Genomic DNA, 15,054 nt, shown 5'->3' with positions numbered 1-15,054 from the left:
GAGAGCGGTGACGAGGCGCCCGAGTGCTGCCTAGCGGCTGAACACTCCCGAGTAGATGTCGGAGTTCCCGAACCGCGAACCTGCGCCGCAGGCCGCGGGCGGGAACGGCCGAGGCGGCGTCGTGTCGGTGCTCGCCGCCGTGGAGCTGTCCTCGCCCCAATCGGTGCCGCTCGACGCGTTGGCGGCCGAGCCCGACGGCGTCCGGAGGGCCGTGCGGTAGGCGTCCACGGCGTTGCAGTTGTCGCCGTTGCGCACGTCGTTCCACACGGGGTAGACCGCGGTGTTGCTCGCGACGGCCGAGTTGTAGTCGCCGATGAACTCGCTCACGAGGCTGTTCGAGGACGCCGCGCGGGCGTCTCCGCTGACTCCGCGGTGCAGCATCGACACCGGGCCGCTGAGATCGCCATTGAGGGCGACGACGACGCCCTCCATGGGCCGGGGCGCGCTCAGGTCGGTGTAGACGGCGTGGAACGCGTCATACACCGCGTAGGCGGTCCGGCCGTCCGGGCTGATGGCCACGGCGGTGAAATCGGGCCGGTCGCCGCGGGCCTGCACAGACACCGGCGTCGACCAGCTTGCGCCGCCGTCGGCAGACGTCTGCAGGAGCGCCTCCTCGTGCCCGAGGCCGTTCCGCGCGTCGCTCCAGCCCAGCAGGATCCGGTCGCTCGCTCCCTGTCCGGACGGCGCGCCGTTCGCGATGTCCACGCTCGGGAAGCTGTTGGTCCGCGCGCCTGCGAAGCCGTCGAACGTGAACCTGTTCGCAAACGCGTCGAGCACGCCGACGTCGGCCACGTCAGCGACCGGCCGCGGCGTGCTGAACTGGCGGCCGCCGTTATCCGAGACGGCCATCATCTGCACGCTCTGGGTCCCGACCGTGCCTTCGAAGAACAGGAAGACGTTGCCCTTGGAGTCGGTGCGGATCGTCGAGCCCTGCCGACCGCCGTTGTGGGCGCTGTCGTGGGCCGGGCTAACCTGCGCGGGCTGCGACCACGTGTCGCCGCCGTCATCCGAGAAGGCCGCCAAGATGGGCTCCGGCTCGGACGGGGTGTGCGTGTTGTTGGCCGCGCGGAACGCGGTCCAAGAAACGTAGACCCGCCCGAAGAAGGGGCTCGAGGCGGCGTTGTCGGTCCACATGCTGCTCTTGTCGTCGAACAGCACGGGGTTGAGGCGCCCGCTCGCGATAGACGGCGCGCTCCACGCGGCGTTGTGGCCCGCGACGGCGCCCTTGACGTCGTCAGTGTGGGAAACGGCCACGGCGAAATTGGGCGTCACGAGGGTGCTCGTCCCCGGGAAGTTGCCCGTCAGGTTCGAGTAGTAGTACCGGCTTCCGTTGCTCCACGAGAAGTGTCCCTGGGCGTCCGGCCGGGGTCCGACGGACACGATGGGGTCGCCGCCGGACACGAGCCCGGCCTCGGCGAAGTTGGGCAGGGTCCCGATCGGGCCTCCCGCCTTGCCGGTGCCGCTGCGAGCCGAGAATCCCGCGTAGGTGGGCTGCTTCCAGGACGCGCCGTTGTCCGTCGAGAAATAGACCCCGCTCAGGCCGACTCCGGGGGTGAACGGACAGGACCCGGCCCCGCTGGCGCGCTGGACACACGGAGCGAGGTCGATCTCGTCATTGACGCCCGCGATCAGGGTTCCCGAGATGGGGTCGCGCGCGATCGACGGCTCGTTCTGCTTGTTCTGGGGGAACGGGACGGCTGGGCTCCCGGACGTGACGATGGCGTCACCGGTAGTGGGAGAGCTGATGGGGGCCGAGCTGACGGCGGGTGCCGCGGCGAGCGCGATGGCCGACGCCGCGGCCAGCGCGACAACGCTTCTCGAACGCAGGGACAGGCGTCCTGATCGCGGGGTGCGCGGCCCGGTCAGGGCTAGCACGACCGCGAGGGAACGCCCGAGGGACGGACGGATTGACATCTGGGGATGCTCCTCATGGGGACCACGGGGCCGCCGCTCGCACACGGACGACGGCGGAGGGTGCCGCCCGTGCGGAGCACAGGCAGGCTGTGTGCGGCCCGATGCCGGCGTCCTCAGCAGCACCGACAACACGCCGCTTCGGCGGCGCGAAACCGCCGAACCAAAGTGCTCCTCCGCCCCTCGGCGGGGCGGAGGACGGAACACGCACAAGGGTAGGGCCGGTGCTGGCCGGCCGACAACGACTCACGGGCCCGAATCCGCGCGCCCTGCGACGGGGAATCTGTCACGAACCGCGCCACGCCCTGGGAACCGGTAAGTTAAGGACGTTGACATAGCATCACGCATGCATGCTGCGGCGAACGCTGACGCACACCGTCGTCGCGGTCTGCTGACCTCCAGGGAGGCGCCACCCATGGCCACGATCATCTATACCCACACGGACGAGGCGCCCATGCTGGCGACCCACTCGTTCCTTCCGATCATCCAGGCCTTCGCCTCGACGGCGGGCGTTGACGTGCAGACCCGCGACATCTCCCTCTCGGGCCGCATCATCGCCACGTTCGGCGATTACCTCGCGGAGGAGCAGCGCACGGCGGACGCCCTCGCCGAGCTCGGCGAGCTCGCGAAGCGCCCCGAGGCCAACATCATCAAGCTCCCGAACATTTCGGCGTCGATCCCGCAGCTCAAGGCCGCGATCGCCGAGCTCCAGTCGCAGGGCTACGCGGTTCCGGACTACCCGGACAACCCCGCCTCCGACGAGGAGACAGACATCCGCTCGCGCTACGACAAGATCAAGGGTTCCGCCGTCAACCCGGTGCTCCGCGAGGGCAACTCGGACCGCCGCGCGCCGCTCTCGGTCAAGAACTACGCGCGCAAGAACCCGCACTCGATGGGCACATGGTCCCCCGCCTCGAAGACCAACGTCGCGACCATGGCCGCCGGTGATTTTCGGCACAACGAGAAGTCGGTCGTGATCCCGAAGGACGACACGCTCACGATCCAGCTCGTCCTCGAGGACGGCACCGTCAAGGACCTCAAGAAGGGCCTCAAGGTCCTCGCGGGCGAGGTCATCGATGGCACGTTCCTGAGCGCCGCCGCCCTCGACGCGTTCCTCGCCGAGCAGGTCGAGCGGGCCAAGGAGGAGGGCGTCCTCTTCTCGGCCCACCTCAAGGCGACCATGATGAAGGTCTCGGACCCGATCATCTTCGGCCACGTGGTCAGGGCCTACTTCTCCGAGCTCTTCTCCACGTACGGCAAGCAGCTCGCTGCCGCCGGCCTGAGCCCGAACAACGGCCTCGCTTCGATCCTCAACGGCCTCGACGAGCTCCCCGAGGACGTCCGCGAGGGCGTCACGGCGCTCGTCGCGAAGGGCCTCGCCGAGGGCCCCGAGATCGCCATGGTGAACTCGGACAAGGGCATCACGAACCTGCACGTCCCCTCGGACGTCATCGTCGACGCGTCGATGCCGGCCATGATCCGCCTCGGCGGCCACATGTGGGGCCCGGACGGCCAGGAACACGACACCCTCGCGGTCCTCCCGGACTCCTCCTACGCGGGCGTCTACCAGGCCGTCATCGAGGACTGCCGCGCGCACGGCGCCTACGACCCCACGACGATGGGCACCGTCCCGAACGTGGGCCTCATGGCGCAGGCTGCGGAGGAATACGGCAGCCACGACAAGACGTTCGAGATCCCTGCCGCCGGCCGCGTCCAGATCGTCGACGGCGCGGACAACGTGCTCATCGAGCACGAGGTCGCGCAGGGCGACATCTGGCGCGCATGCCAGGCCAAGGACGTGCCGATTCGCGACTGGGTCAAGCTCGCCGTCACGCGTGCCCGCGCGTCCAAGACGCCGGCCGTGTTCTGGCTCGACGAGACGCGCGCTCACGACCGCAACCTCATCGCGAAGGTGCGCGAGTACCTCAACGACCACGACACCGAGGGCCTCCAGATCGAGATCCTCTCCCCGGAAGAAGCCACGAAGTTCACGGTGGAGCGCATCCGCCGCGGCGAGGACACGATCTCCGTCACGGGAAACGTGCTCCGCGACTACCTCACTGACCTGTTCCCGATCCTCGAGCTCGGCACGAGCGCCAAGATGCTCTCGGTCGTCCCGCTCATCGCGGGTGGCGGCCTCTTCGAGACGGGTGCGGGCGGCTCTGCCCCGAAGCACGTCCAGCAGCTCCTCGAAGAGGACTACCTCCGCTGGGACAGCCTCGGCGAGTTCTTCGCGCTCGTTCCCTCGCTCGAGCTCTACGCCGAGCAGGCGAACCTGCCGGCGGCCAAGGTCCTCGCCGACACGCTCGACCGCGCGACCGGCACGTTCCTCCTCGAGAACAAGTCCCCGGGCCGCAAGCTCGGGACGATCGACAACCGGGGCAGCCATTACTACCTTGCGCAGTACTGGGCCAAGGAGCTCGCCGAGCAGACGGACGACGCCGGCCTGGCCGCCGCGTTCGCGCCCGTCGCCGAGGCGCTCGCTGCCCAGGAGGAGGCCATCGTGGGCGAGCTCCTCGGGGTCCAGGGCCACGCCGTCGAAATCGGCGGCTACTACCGCCCTGACGAGGCGGAGACCTACGCCGTCATGCGTCCCTCGGCGACCCTCAACGGCATCGTCGACGGCCTGCGCGGCTAGTCAGCCGGCCGCCTCTTGGCGAGGCACCGGCTCCATCGCGGCGCCCCGCGCTCTCCCGAGTGCGGGGCTTCGCCGTTTCTGCGGATCGACCGGCGGACGGCCAGGCTTGGCGCGGCCCCCAGCGCCGCGCCAAGCCAGGTCCGCCCGCAGATGGTCGGGCTTGGCATCCCTCCTCCCTGATGATCTCCTAACGGGTCCGGCTGATCACTACATGGGATCTGGCCAGTTGCCGATGCTGTACATGTCGCTCGGTCCTTTGTCTGAGACTCATTCTGTTGGTCTGCTGCCCTCCCCGGTGCCCGGCACGCGGGGTGTGCCGGGCACCGGGGGCCCGGTCCCGGGGAGGCCAGGCCCCCATCCCAGTCAGCTCTGCCCAGATCGACTGGTCTAGGTGGCCTCCCCGGGCGGGGTCTCAGGGCATCATTGCGGCAGGGAACGTCCTGACGCCGCGGACACCGGCCGAGCGGCCGTCCGCTGGACGGCGGCCGGTGGACCGCCTGCCAGCTGACAGCCCGCCCAGCGCCAGCCCGAGCCCGATCCCGAGGAATGCCGAGAGGGCCACGAGCGCCTCGATGGTCAGCCCGTTCAGTGGACCCTCGCCGACGAAGGAGCTCGGCGCGAGGCACTGCTGCGGCCCGGCGGCGGCGGATCCCGTGCCGGGGGTGCCGTTGCCGCTTCCAGCGGGCGGGCCGCCGTTGTTCGGCACGGCACCCGCCGGGGACCCCCCGTTGGCCGTGGCTGCGCCGCCGGCTGGGGCCTCGGACGTGCCGCCGGACGCGCCGCCGCTGGTCGGTGCGACGAGCGAGCCGACGAGCGGGGCGGTCGAGCCGGATGTGCTTCGGGCACTTGTCCCGCCTGCGGGAGGTTCGTTCGCAGCCGTGCCCGAAGGCGAGACCGCCACGAGCTCCGGAGCCGGTCCTCCGGCGGCTTCATTCGGACCCGTCGCCGAGCCTGGGGCCGCTGAGTTCATGAGGACCGACAGCAGGTCCCCGGTGCCCAGGTCGGGGCTCGGGAGCCCCAGCGAGAGGGCGCTCGCGGCCGGCACGGGGGCGTTGAGGCCGAGAAGGACGTCGAGCGGGTTCGGGTTCCCCGCCGATTCGGCGCCGGGGCCGGCGAGCGCACCCGTGAGGAGGGACGGCGCTTCCGCAAGGGAACCTAGCCCATCGGTGAGCCCGATGAGGTCAGGGAGTCCGACGGCGGGGGCGGTGCCGGTGAGCCCGGTGAGGTCGGGGAGTCCGACGGCGGGGGCGGTGCCGGTGAGCCCGGTGAGGTCAGGCAACGAGATCGTTGCCGAGCCCGAGTCGCCGTTGGTCGTCGTCGCCTCGACGGACGTGAACGGTGTCGTCGCGATTGGCAGCGAGACGAGTCCGCTCACAGCGCCGCCGGCGCCTGAAGAAGCCTGCGCCGCGACGACCGGGGACGGCGTTGAGGACGTGCCAACGGGCCCTGCAACAGCCGGTGCCGTGTCAACGGGCACGCTCCCAACCGGCGCGCTGACATGGGGAACCGTCGGCACCGACACGGTCGGCACCGACACGACGGGCACTGAAACCGCCGGCACTGAAACCGCCGGCACCCCGGGAGTGCCCTGCGCGGTGGATCTGGAGGCAACGCTCACAGGAGCGGTGAGAACGAGGCTTGGGCCAGTCGACGGCGGTCCCGCCGAAGACTGAGCCATCACCGGGATGGAGACAGTCGCGACCGGGTTGGCCGCTGCTGTCGCGCTGTCGGCCATTGCGGCCGCTTCGCCGAGGCCTAGGAGGCCGCCGGCGGCAAGGACGCCGAGAAGTGCTCGGCGCGCAAGGGTGTTCATGGCATTCTCCTGACTAGACAGGGCGCTCGCGAGCGCCGGGACGCATGCGTCCGCCACAGAGGGCAGACTCGTCCCCTGTCAGTCGGGAGTTGATCCGGGATCGAAGGCCGGGGAAGGCGGCATGAGACCGCAGGGCCCACGCATTCGGCCGCTCACGAGCCATGCAGGGGCCAGCAGGAATCCAGCCGCGAGGGTCGCGGCGCCCGGGCCATCGGCGGAGGCGCTCGCGGAACCAGAGCCCGAGCGGGCGGGTTCCGGGGAGAACAAGGGTTCGTCGGGCAGGGCGGCCCGCGGGTCTCCCGCGGCGAGGGCGGCGCCCGACGGCGTCGCGGAGAGGGTGAAGGCCAGCCAGTCGCGGGCTTCCCCCGGAGCGCCGGGCGTGACTGCCTTGCCGTCGTCGCCGACGGGGGGCGCGAGCTGAACCTGCTCAGATGCCACGAGTACGGGGGCAGCCGGCAGCGACACGTCGCCGGATGGCGCCTGCCCGGCCGGAGTGACCAGCGCATCCACGATCGGTAGCGGTGCGGCCACGACCTGGCTGAGCGTATCGCCGGCCGAGGCCACGGTGTGCCCCACCGCGGAGGCGAGGCTTTGGGCGACTGGCGCAGCTGGCGCGAGCGGTCCCGTCAGCACGGGTGCTGCAGCGCTCGGGGCCGATTCCACGCTGGCGGCGAGCGCCGTCGTCGTCCTCTGCACTGTTGCGGCGCCGGCTGCCTGGAGGCCGGGCACCGCCGGAAGCGCCCCCGACGCCGCCTGGACGACGGGAGCCACGGCGGATGTCACGGAGGCCGGTGCAGGTGGCGGGATCGCGGGTCCATTGGACGCGTCGGCCGCTGTGCCCGAGAGGAGCAGCCATCCGAGGCCGAGGCCAGCGGCGGCGACAGCATGGGCCAAGAAGGCGAGGGCGCGAGATCGCGCTGGTGGCGTCAACCGCATGTCCCCTCCTCCCCAGCTTCAGGGCTCGGTTGCCACACAACGCGGCCATCGTAGGACTCGGGGTCCGACCGCACCAGAGTCGGATCAGCGAAAAATAGCGTGAAGGATATGGATTATCGCGACGCGCGCTCGTCGTTGGGGTACCGCACGCCAAGCTGCCGCCGCACACCATCGAAGAGCCGCATCGTGCTGAGCGTGTGCGACCACGGCATCGTCGGACTCTCTACGAGGCCCTGCTGGACGCATCGGGTCGCCTCGCGCAGCTCGTAGACGTAGCCGCGCCCTACGACGTCGAACTTCTCGGTCCGGGGCGGATCCCATCCGCGCCGCACGACGAGCTCCCTCGGGTTGTTGATGCTCCCGACCGTCGTGAGGACTCCCTCGGAGCCGGCCACGGTCGCGGCGCGCGGACCGTGGGCGAGGAGCGAGGACGTGAGCGTGGCCAGCTGGCCGCCGCTGTAGCCGAGGGCAAGGACGTTCTGCTGGTCGACGCCGTCGGCGTTGAGGCTGCCGAGCGCCGTGAGCGAATCGGGGAAGCCGAGCGTCCCGACCGCCCAGAGGAGCGGATACACCGTGAGGTCGAGGAGCGCTCCGCCGCCGGAATCGACGGCCCAGATACGGTTCGAGGGGTCCTTCGGGGCGGGGAATCCGAGGTCGGCGGAGACCCACTGGACCTCGCCGATCTCCCCGGATTCGGCGATCTCGAACGCGCGCTGCATCGAGGGCAGGAACCGCGACCACACGGCCTCCATGAGGAACACGCCGCGTGCTTTCGCGAGGTCCACGAGCTCGTGGGCCTCATGCGCGTTGACCGTGAACGCCTTCTCGACGAGGACGTGCTTCCCGGCCTCGATCGCGGCCTTCGCTACCTCGTAGTGCTGGGCGTGCGGCGTCGCGACGTACACGATGTCGACGTCGGGATCCCGGGCCAGCGTCACGTAGCCGGGCACCCCGCCGTCGTCCGCATAGTGGCGCCGGAAGCCGAATTCGCGCGCGAAGTCCGCGGCCCGCTCGATGCTGCGCGAGCTCACTCCTTGAAGCGCCACGTCCTGGAGCATCGCGAGGTCCCGCACGACTGTCCGGGCGATCCCGCCTGTCGCGGCGACACCCCAGCGCACCGTGGTGCCGGTTGCCGCGAGCGGGTCAGGGTTGTCCTGGAGCAAGAGCCACGGGTGCTGAATGTGACGCGTCATACGCCCCATCCTTTCACGCACGCCTTTCACGGACGCCGAGATCCGGGTCGGTGTTTTCGCCGGGCTCCCGGTCCCGCCCGGTTGTGATTTCCCAATCGGTCCGGAACGCGGCGTGTTCCGTGCAAAACGGTGCGGGCGCCGGAAGAAACGGGCTGGAGCGCCGACGGGCCACAGTCCACCGACGACGACGGCGGCCGCCCCGAGTGGGACGGCCGCCGTATTGCGCGGATTGCCGGCGCGACTAGGACGTGAGCTTGCTCAGGGTCGGGTCGTTCGCGTAGGCCTCCTTGGCGTTGGCCTTCGTGACGATGACCGGCGGGAGGAGGAACGCGGGGACAACCTTGGTGCCGTTGTTGTACGAGTGGTCGTCGTTGATGTCAGGCTTCTGGCCGGCCTGGAGCTTCTTGACCATGTCGATCGCCTTGGCCACGAGGTTGCGCGTGTCCTTGTTGATCGTCGAGTACTGCTCGCCCGCCATGATCGACTTGACCGACTCGACCTCGGAGTCCTGGCCTGTCACGACCGGAACCGGCTTGCCAGCGCTCTTGACAGAGGTGATGATCGCGCGGGCGAGCGTGTCGTTCGGGGAGAGGACGCCGTCGAGCGCCGCGGAGTTGTAGCTCGCCGCGAGGAGCGTGTCCATGCGCTTCTGCGCGTTCTCGGCCTTCCAGCCCTGGGTCACGGCCTGGTCGAACGACTTCTGGCCCGAGACGACCTTGAGCGTGCCGTCGTCGATCTTCGGCTGCAGGACGCTCATGGCGCCGTCGAAGAAGACCTTCGCGTTCGCGTCGTCCGGGGAACCCGCGAAGAGCTCGATGTTGTACGGGCCGCTCGGCTTCTTGGCCTGCATGCCCTGGAGGAGCGCCTGGCCCTGGAGGACACCGACCTTGAAGTTGTCGTAGGCGACGTAGTAGTCGACGGCGTCGGTGTTCTTGAGCAGGCGGTCGTACGCGATGATCGTCGCGCCCGCGGCCTTCGCCTGGGCGAGCTGGGTGCCGAGCTGCGAGCCGTCGATCGCGCCGACGATGATGACCTTCGCGCCCTTCGTCACCATGGACGAGATCTGGTTCTGCTGCTCGGTGACGCCGCCGTTCGCGAACTGGACGTTCGCGGTGAAGCCCGCGTTCTTGAGGCCGTCGTTGAACAGGTTCTCCGCGAGCACCCAGTTCTCCGAGGTCTTCTGGGGAAGCGCGACGCCGATCGTGGAGTTCGCGGCAAAGCCTCCCGAGGCTCCGCTTGTGCCCCCGCTGGAAGGGCTTTCCGAGCGACCGCAGGCGGTCAGCGCCAGTGCTGCAATGGCAGCGACTGCTGCTGCCTTTCCTGCCTTGCCAAACATACGCATGGTGTTTCGCTTTCTGTGGTTTCCGGTGGGGAAATCGTGGGGTGGAGGGTGGTGCACAGGGTGGAACCAGGTAGAAGGGACAAAAAGGGTGGGTTAAGGGGTGGGTCGGGTGGGTTAAGGGGTGGGCCGAGGGGCTGCGGGTGGCGCGAAGCGTGAGGTCCTAGGCCTCCTTCGCGACGACCTCGCTCGTCTTGGTCGTCTCGTCCGGCTGTGCCGGGACGCCGCGGCCGCCGTTGCCGCTGATGCCCCGCATGAGGAGGCCGATGATCGACTTCTTGCCCTGCGTCTTGTTGTAGACGTCGAACGCGACGGCCGCGAGGAGCACGGCGCCCTTGATCATCTGCGTGCGGTCGGCACCGATGCTCAGGAGCTGGAGGCCGTTGTTGAGGACGGCCATGACGAGGCCACCGACGATCGATCCGATCACGGTGCCGACGCCGCCCGTGACGGCCGCGCCGCCGATGAACACGGCCGCGATCGCGTCGAGCTCCCAGCCGGTGCCGTCAAACGGGCCCGAGGCCGTCGAGCGTCCGACGAACACCATGCCGGCGAGGGCCGCGAGGATCGCCATGTTCATCATGACGAGGAAGTTGACCTGCTTGGACTTGACGCCGGAGAGCTCGGCCGCGTGGCGGTTGCCGCCGACCGCGTAGACGTGGCGGCCGACGATCGTCTTCGCGGAGACGAAGCCGTACAGGAGGACGAGGACGCCGAGGATGATGCCCGGGATCGGGAAGGACGTGCCGGGGCGGCCCGTCGCGAAGAGGTACGTCGCGTAGAGGATCGCGGCGGCGATGAGCACGAGCTTCGTGACCGTCACCCAGAGCTCGGGGACCTCGGCGCCGAGCGCCTTCGCTGCGCGGCGGCTCCTGAGCTCGAAGTAGACGACGGCGGCCGCGCCGACGAGGCCGATGAGCAGGGTCAGGTTGTTGTAGCCCGTGTCGGGGCCGATCTCGGGCAGGTAGCCGGCGCCGATGTACTGGAAGTCCTTCGGAACGGGGATCGTGTTCGACTGGCCGATGAACTGGTTCAAGCCGCGGAACATGAGCATGCCCGCGAGCGTCACGATGAACGCCGGGATCCCGACGTAGGCGACCCAGAAGCCCTGCCAGACGCCGATGATCGCGCCCATCACGAGGCCAAGGAGGATCCCGACCCACGTGGGGAGGTGCCAGTCGCGCATCGTGATGGCCACGATGATGCCGACCGCCGCGGAGACCGAGCCCACCGAGAGGTCGATGTGGCCCGCGATGATCACGAGGACCATGCCGATCGCGAGGATGAGGATGTACGAGTTGCCGTTGAACAGGTTGATGACGTTGTCCGGCGTGAGGGTCAGCCCGCCGGTGAGGATCTGGAACAGGACGATCAGCGCCACGAGGGCGAAGATCATGCCGAACTGGCGGGCGTTGCCGCCGAAGAGCTTCTTGAGGGCGTCCATGGTCTTTCCTAGGCTCTCTTCCTGCTTCAGGCTGCGTTCTTGCGGGCTTGGGTCATGAACTTCATGAGGTTCTCCTGGGTGGCCTCCTCCTTGTCGAGGACGCCCGTGATGGAGCCTTCGAAGATGGTGTAGATGCGGTCGGAGAGGCCGAGCAGCTCCGGCAGTTCCGAGGAGATGACGATGACGCCCTTGCCCTGGCTGGCGAGCCTCTGGATGATGCCGTAGATCTCGTACTTCGCACCGACGTCGATGCCGCGCGTGGGCTCATCGAGGATGAGGAGTTCGGGATCGGTGAACATCCACTTGGCGAGGACGACCTTCTGCTGGTTGCCGCCCGAGAGTTTTGAGACGCCCTCGTCGACGTTCGGGGCCTTGGTCCGGAGCGACTTCCGGTATTCCTCGGCCACCTGGTACTCGCGGTTCTCGTCGACCACGAGGCCCTTCGTGATCTTCTTGAGCGCGGCGGAGACGGTCGTCGACTTGATGTCGTCGAGCAGGTTGAGGCCGAGCGTCTTGCGGTCCTCGGTCACATAGGCGAGTCCGGCATCGATAGCCTGCGGGACGTTGTGCATCTTGACCTCCTTGCCGTGCATGAAGGTCTGGCCCGAGAGGAACTTGCCGTACGAGTGGCCGAAGATCGAGCGTGCGAGCTCTGTGCGGCCAGCGCCCATGAGGCCCGCGAACCCGACGATCTCGCCTTGGCGCACGAAGAAGTCCGAGCCCTTGCACACGAGGCGGTCGGCGACGGTCGGGTGCTGGACGGTCCAGCCCTTCGCCTCGAAGAGCACCCCGCCGATCTTCGGCGTGTGGTCGGGGAAGCGAGACTCGAGCGTGCGCCCGACCATGCCCTTGATGATGCGGTCCTCGTCGACGCCGTCGGCCTTGACGTCGAGCGTCTCGATCGACTTTCCGTCGCGGATGATCGTGATCGAATCCGCGATCTGCTCGATCTCGTTGAGCTTGTGGGAAATGATGATCGACGTGATCCCGCGGCCCTTGAGCCCCAGGATGAGGTCGAGGAGGTGCTGCGAGTCGGTCTCGTTGAGCGCCGCGGTGGGCTCGTCGAGGATGAGGAGCTTGACCGACTTGTTGAGCGACTTCGCGATCTCGACGAGCTGCTGCTTGCCGACGCCGATCTCCTTGATCGGGGTGTCCGGGTCCTCCGAGAGCCCGACGCGCGCCATGAGGTCGAGCGAACGACGGCGGGCCTCCTTCCAGTCGATCACGCCGCGCTTCGCGGGCTCGTTGCCGAGGAAGATGTTCTCCATGATCGAGAGCTCGGGGATGAGCGCGAGCTCCTGGTGGATGATGACAATGCCCGCGTGCTCGCTCGCGCGGATGTCCTTGAACTCCTGCACTGAGCCCTGGTAGACGATGTCGCCCGTGTAGGTGCCGTGCGGGTAGACGCCCGAGAGCACCTTCATGAGAGTTGACTTCCCAGCGCCGTTCTCGCCGCAGATCGCGTGGATCTCGCCGGCCTTGACGCTGAGGTTCACGTCCGAGAGCGCCTTGACTCCCGGGAATTCCTTGGTGATGGATCGCATCTGCAGGATTACAGGTTGGTCAGCCATACGCCCTTCGCCTCCTGGTCGAACCCCGTTGTCCGGCCATCCGCTCGAGCGAGGCCGTCTGACAAATGAGTAAACAGTCTCGCTCAGGTTGTCGTCAAGGCTTTAACGCAATCGATACAAACGCTTCCTACGCGTGGTGCGAAATGTCCGCATGCTGGAAGACGAGCGCGACGGCCCCGAGCACTTCAGCGCGCGTCCCGAGGGACGACATCGCGACCGTCGTCGTCTGCCCGATGACGGGCACGGCGTGGCGTCGGAGGCCGCGGCGGACGGGGTCGAGCAAGAGGTCGCCGAGCTCCGCGAGGGGCCCGCCCAGGACGATGACCTCGGGGTTGATGAGGTTTGCGACGTTGCCGAGGGCACGTCCGACGGCGAGCCCGGCGTCGTCGATCACGCGCAGCGTCGCCGGGTCGTGCGCGAGGGCCTGACTCACGATGTCGTCGGGGGTGATGGGCTCTTTCCGCCCTCGGCTCAAGAGCTCGACCATCGTCGTCGTCGACGCGACCGTCTCGAGGCATCCCCGATTCCCGCAGCGGCATACCAGGCCGTGCTCGGCGATCGTCGCGTGGCCGATCTCGCCGGTCACACCGACATGCCCGTAGAACGGCTCTCCGTTGAGGATGAGGCCGGCTCCGATGCCCGATCCGATCTTGACGAACATGAGATTTGCCACGGAGCTGTGTGGCCCCCACGTGACCTCGCTCAGGGCGCCGAGATTGGCGTCGTTGTCGACGAAGACGGGGAGCCCGAGGGTCTCCTCGAGATGGCTCAGGAGGTTGAAGCCGACCCATTCGGGCAGGATCGCCCCTTGGGCCACCGAGCCTGTCCTGTGGTCGATCGGCCCAGGGATGCCGGTGCCCACGCCGAGGATGTCCCGCCGGTCGATTCCTGCGTCGTCGAGCAGGCTGTCGAGGACGTCGACGGCGGCGGCGATCCCGACGTCCGCGCGATGGCCGAGGGGGAGGGACACGGTCTCCTCGGCGAGGATGTCATAGCCGAGATTGGCGACGACGACGCGCAGGTGCCGCCGGCCGAAGTCGATCCCGACGGCCACGGCGCTGTTGCTGTTGAGCCGCACGCTCAGGGCCCTTCGGCCCGAGCTTGTGGTCGGCTCAGTCGCGACGATCGAGGCCTCCTGGAGGACCTTGACGATGTTCGAGACGGTCGCGGTCGAGAGCCCCGTGGCACGCGAGAGCTCGGCCTGGGTGGCGGGGCCCGCCATGAGCGCTTCCACGATGCGCTGCTCGTTCAGCCGCCTGAGTGCAGACTGAGAGCCGGGGTTGTCGGAAGCGCTCGCCGTCGAACGCAGGGTGGAGACCATGGCTCACAGCATGGTCCCGAGCACGCTTGCCGTCAAGAAGTGAACACAAAAGTCCAAATTGTGGCGCAAAGACGTGGCTCGTCAGAGGCCAATTAGTCTTGGCCCATGGCACCAGTCATCGACTTCGGGGGCAAGAGCCCCGACATTCATCCGAGCGCCTTCGTTGCCCCGACCGCGAGCATCATCGGGGACGCGCATCTCGCCGAGCGGTCGAGTGCGTTCTACGGCGTATCCGTTCGCGCGGACACCGCAACCATCATCGTGGGCGCGGGCAGCAACCTGCAGGACAACGTCGTGCTGCACGCCGACGCGGGCTTCCCGTGCACGGTGGGTGCGGGCGTCTCGATCGGGCACAACGCCGTCGTGCATGGCTGCACGGTCGAGGACAACGTCCTCGTCGGCATGAGCGCGACCATCATGAACGGGGCCGTCATCGGCGAGGGTTCGCTCGTGGCCGCGGGCGCCGTCGTCCTCGAGGGCACGATCGTCCCGCCCCGCTCCCTCGTCGCGGGCGTGCCCGCCAAGGTGCGCCGCGAGCTCACCGACGACGAGGTGCAGAGCGTGCACCGCAACGCCTCCCACTACGTGGATCTCGCCCGAGCCCACCGCAAGGCGGTCGCCGCCCTCTGACCCCTCCGGTTGCGCCGTCACCTCCCGTGGGTGGCGGATCGTTTGGGGGTCACCTCCCGCGGGTGGGTGAGCGTTTGGGGGTCACCTCCCGTGGGTGGCGGATCGTTTGGGGGTCACCTCCCGTGGGTGGCGGATCGTTTGGGGGTCACCTCCCGTGGGTGGGGGAGAGTTTTGGGGGTCACCTCCCGTGGGTGGCGGATCGTTTGGGGGTCACTTCCCGTGGGTGGCGGAGCGTTTGGGGTCACTTCCCGTGGGTGG

The 15,054-nt window shown here is 68.7% G+C and carries 10 protein-coding genes; 2 read left to right on the top strand and 8 right to left on the bottom strand.

Features of this window, described 5'->3' with window-relative positions; genetic code table 11:
* Positions 1–30: 30 nt before the first annotated feature.
* Complete coding sequence (locus RBS12_RS17720; RefSeq protein ID WP_307967476.1) at positions 31–1,914, bottom strand: sialidase family protein; 1,884 nt, start codon at positions 1,912–1,914, stop codon at positions 31–33.
* A gap of 412 nt (positions 1,915–2,326) precedes the next feature.
* Between RBS12_RS17720 and RBS12_RS17715 the strand changes: the two genes are divergently transcribed.
* Entirely contained in the window at positions 2,327–4,549 is a 2,223-nt protein-coding gene (locus tag RBS12_RS17715) for an NADP-dependent isocitrate dehydrogenase (RefSeq protein ID WP_307967475.1), read from the top strand.
* Between the two features lie 412 nt (positions 4,550–4,961).
* Here the strand turns inward: RBS12_RS17715 and RBS12_RS17710 are convergent, their stop codons facing one another.
* From RBS12_RS17710 to RBS12_RS17680, 7 genes are all read right to left on the bottom strand, one after another.
* Positions 4,962–6,362, bottom strand: a complete 1,401-nt coding sequence (locus tag RBS12_RS17710) for a hypothetical protein (protein ID WP_307967474.1) — start codon at positions 6,360–6,362, stop codon at positions 4,962–4,964.
* A 78-nt stretch (positions 6,363–6,440) separates the two neighbouring features.
* A complete protein-coding gene (locus RBS12_RS17705) occupies positions 6,441–7,298 on the bottom strand; it encodes a hypothetical protein (protein WP_307967473.1) in 858 nt (285 codons plus the stop codon).
* Positions 7,299–7,411: 113 nt separating this feature from the next.
* Complete coding sequence (locus tag RBS12_RS17700) at positions 7,412–8,491, bottom strand: Gfo/Idh/MocA family oxidoreductase (RefSeq protein ID WP_307967472.1); 1,080 nt, start codon at positions 8,489–8,491, stop codon at positions 7,412–7,414.
* Positions 8,492–8,732: 241 nt separating this feature from the next.
* Positions 8,733–9,833, bottom strand: a complete 1,101-nt coding sequence (locus RBS12_RS17695; protein ID WP_307967471.1) for a substrate-binding domain-containing protein — start codon at positions 9,831–9,833, stop codon at positions 8,733–8,735.
* Positions 9,834–9,993: 160 nt separating this feature from the next.
* Entirely contained in the window at positions 9,994–11,274 is a 1,281-nt protein-coding gene (mmsB, locus tag RBS12_RS17690; RefSeq protein ID WP_307967470.1) for a multiple monosaccharide ABC transporter permease, read from the bottom strand.
* A 26-nt stretch (positions 11,275–11,300) separates the two neighbouring features.
* Positions 11,301–12,845, bottom strand: coding sequence for a multiple monosaccharide ABC transporter ATP-binding protein (gene mmsA / locus RBS12_RS17685; protein WP_307967469.1), 1,545 nt, complete (start codon positions 12,843–12,845; stop codon positions 11,301–11,303).
* Between the two features lie 127 nt (positions 12,846–12,972).
* Entirely contained in the window at positions 12,973–14,166 is a 1,194-nt protein-coding gene (locus RBS12_RS17680) for an ROK family transcriptional regulator (protein ID WP_307967468.1), read from the bottom strand.
* Positions 14,167–14,271: 105 nt separating this feature from the next.
* Here RBS12_RS17680 and RBS12_RS17675 point away from each other — a divergent pair, with 105 nt between their 5' ends.
* Complete coding sequence (locus RBS12_RS17675) at positions 14,272–14,796, top strand: gamma carbonic anhydrase family protein (protein ID WP_307967467.1); 525 nt, start codon at positions 14,272–14,274, stop codon at positions 14,794–14,796.
* The last annotated feature ends 258 nt before the right edge of the window (positions 14,797–15,054 follow it).

It is taken from the genome of Sinomonas sp. ASV322 (assembly GCF_030908245.1).
Taxonomy (GTDB): domain Bacteria; phylum Actinomycetota; class Actinomycetes; order Actinomycetales; family Micrococcaceae; genus Sinomonas.
Note: the sequence above shows the minus strand (reverse complement) of the source record. Positions and strands in the feature narration are given on the sequence as shown.

Excerpts from the sequence above, each read along its gene's own strand:
- RBS12_RS17720 (WP_307967476.1), bottom strand. The coding sequence starts at position 1,914 with ATGTCAATCCGTCCGTCCCTCGGGCGTTCCCTCGCGGTCGTGCTAGCC.
- RBS12_RS17715 (WP_307967475.1), top strand. The coding sequence starts at position 2,327 with ATGGCCACGATCATCTATACCCACACGGACGAGGCGCCCATGCTGGCG.
- RBS12_RS17710 (WP_307967474.1), bottom strand. The coding sequence starts at position 6,362 with ATGAACACCCTTGCGCGCCGAGCACTTCTCGGCGTCCTTGCCGCCGGC.
- RBS12_RS17705 (WP_307967473.1), bottom strand. The coding sequence starts at position 7,298 with ATGCGGTTGACGCCACCAGCGCGATCTCGCGCCCTCGCCTTCTTGGCC.
- RBS12_RS17700 (WP_307967472.1), bottom strand. The coding sequence starts at position 8,491 with ATGACGCGTCACATTCAGCACCCGTGGCTCTTGCTCCAGGACAACCCT.
- RBS12_RS17695 (WP_307967471.1), bottom strand. The coding sequence starts at position 9,833 with ATGCGTATGTTTGGCAAGGCAGGAAAGGCAGCAGCAGTCGCTGCCATT.
- mmsB (WP_307967470.1), bottom strand. The coding sequence starts at position 11,274 with ATGGACGCCCTCAAGAAGCTCTTCGGCGGCAACGCCCGCCAGTTCGGC.
- mmsA (WP_307967469.1), bottom strand. The coding sequence starts at position 12,845 with ATGGCTGACCAACCTGTAATCCTGCAGATGCGATCCATCACCAAGGAA.
- RBS12_RS17680 (WP_307967468.1), bottom strand. The coding sequence starts at position 14,166 with ATGGTCTCCACCCTGCGTTCGACGGCGAGCGCTTCCGACAACCCCGGC.
- RBS12_RS17675 (WP_307967467.1), top strand. The coding sequence starts at position 14,272 with ATGGCACCAGTCATCGACTTCGGGGGCAAGAGCCCCGACATTCATCCG.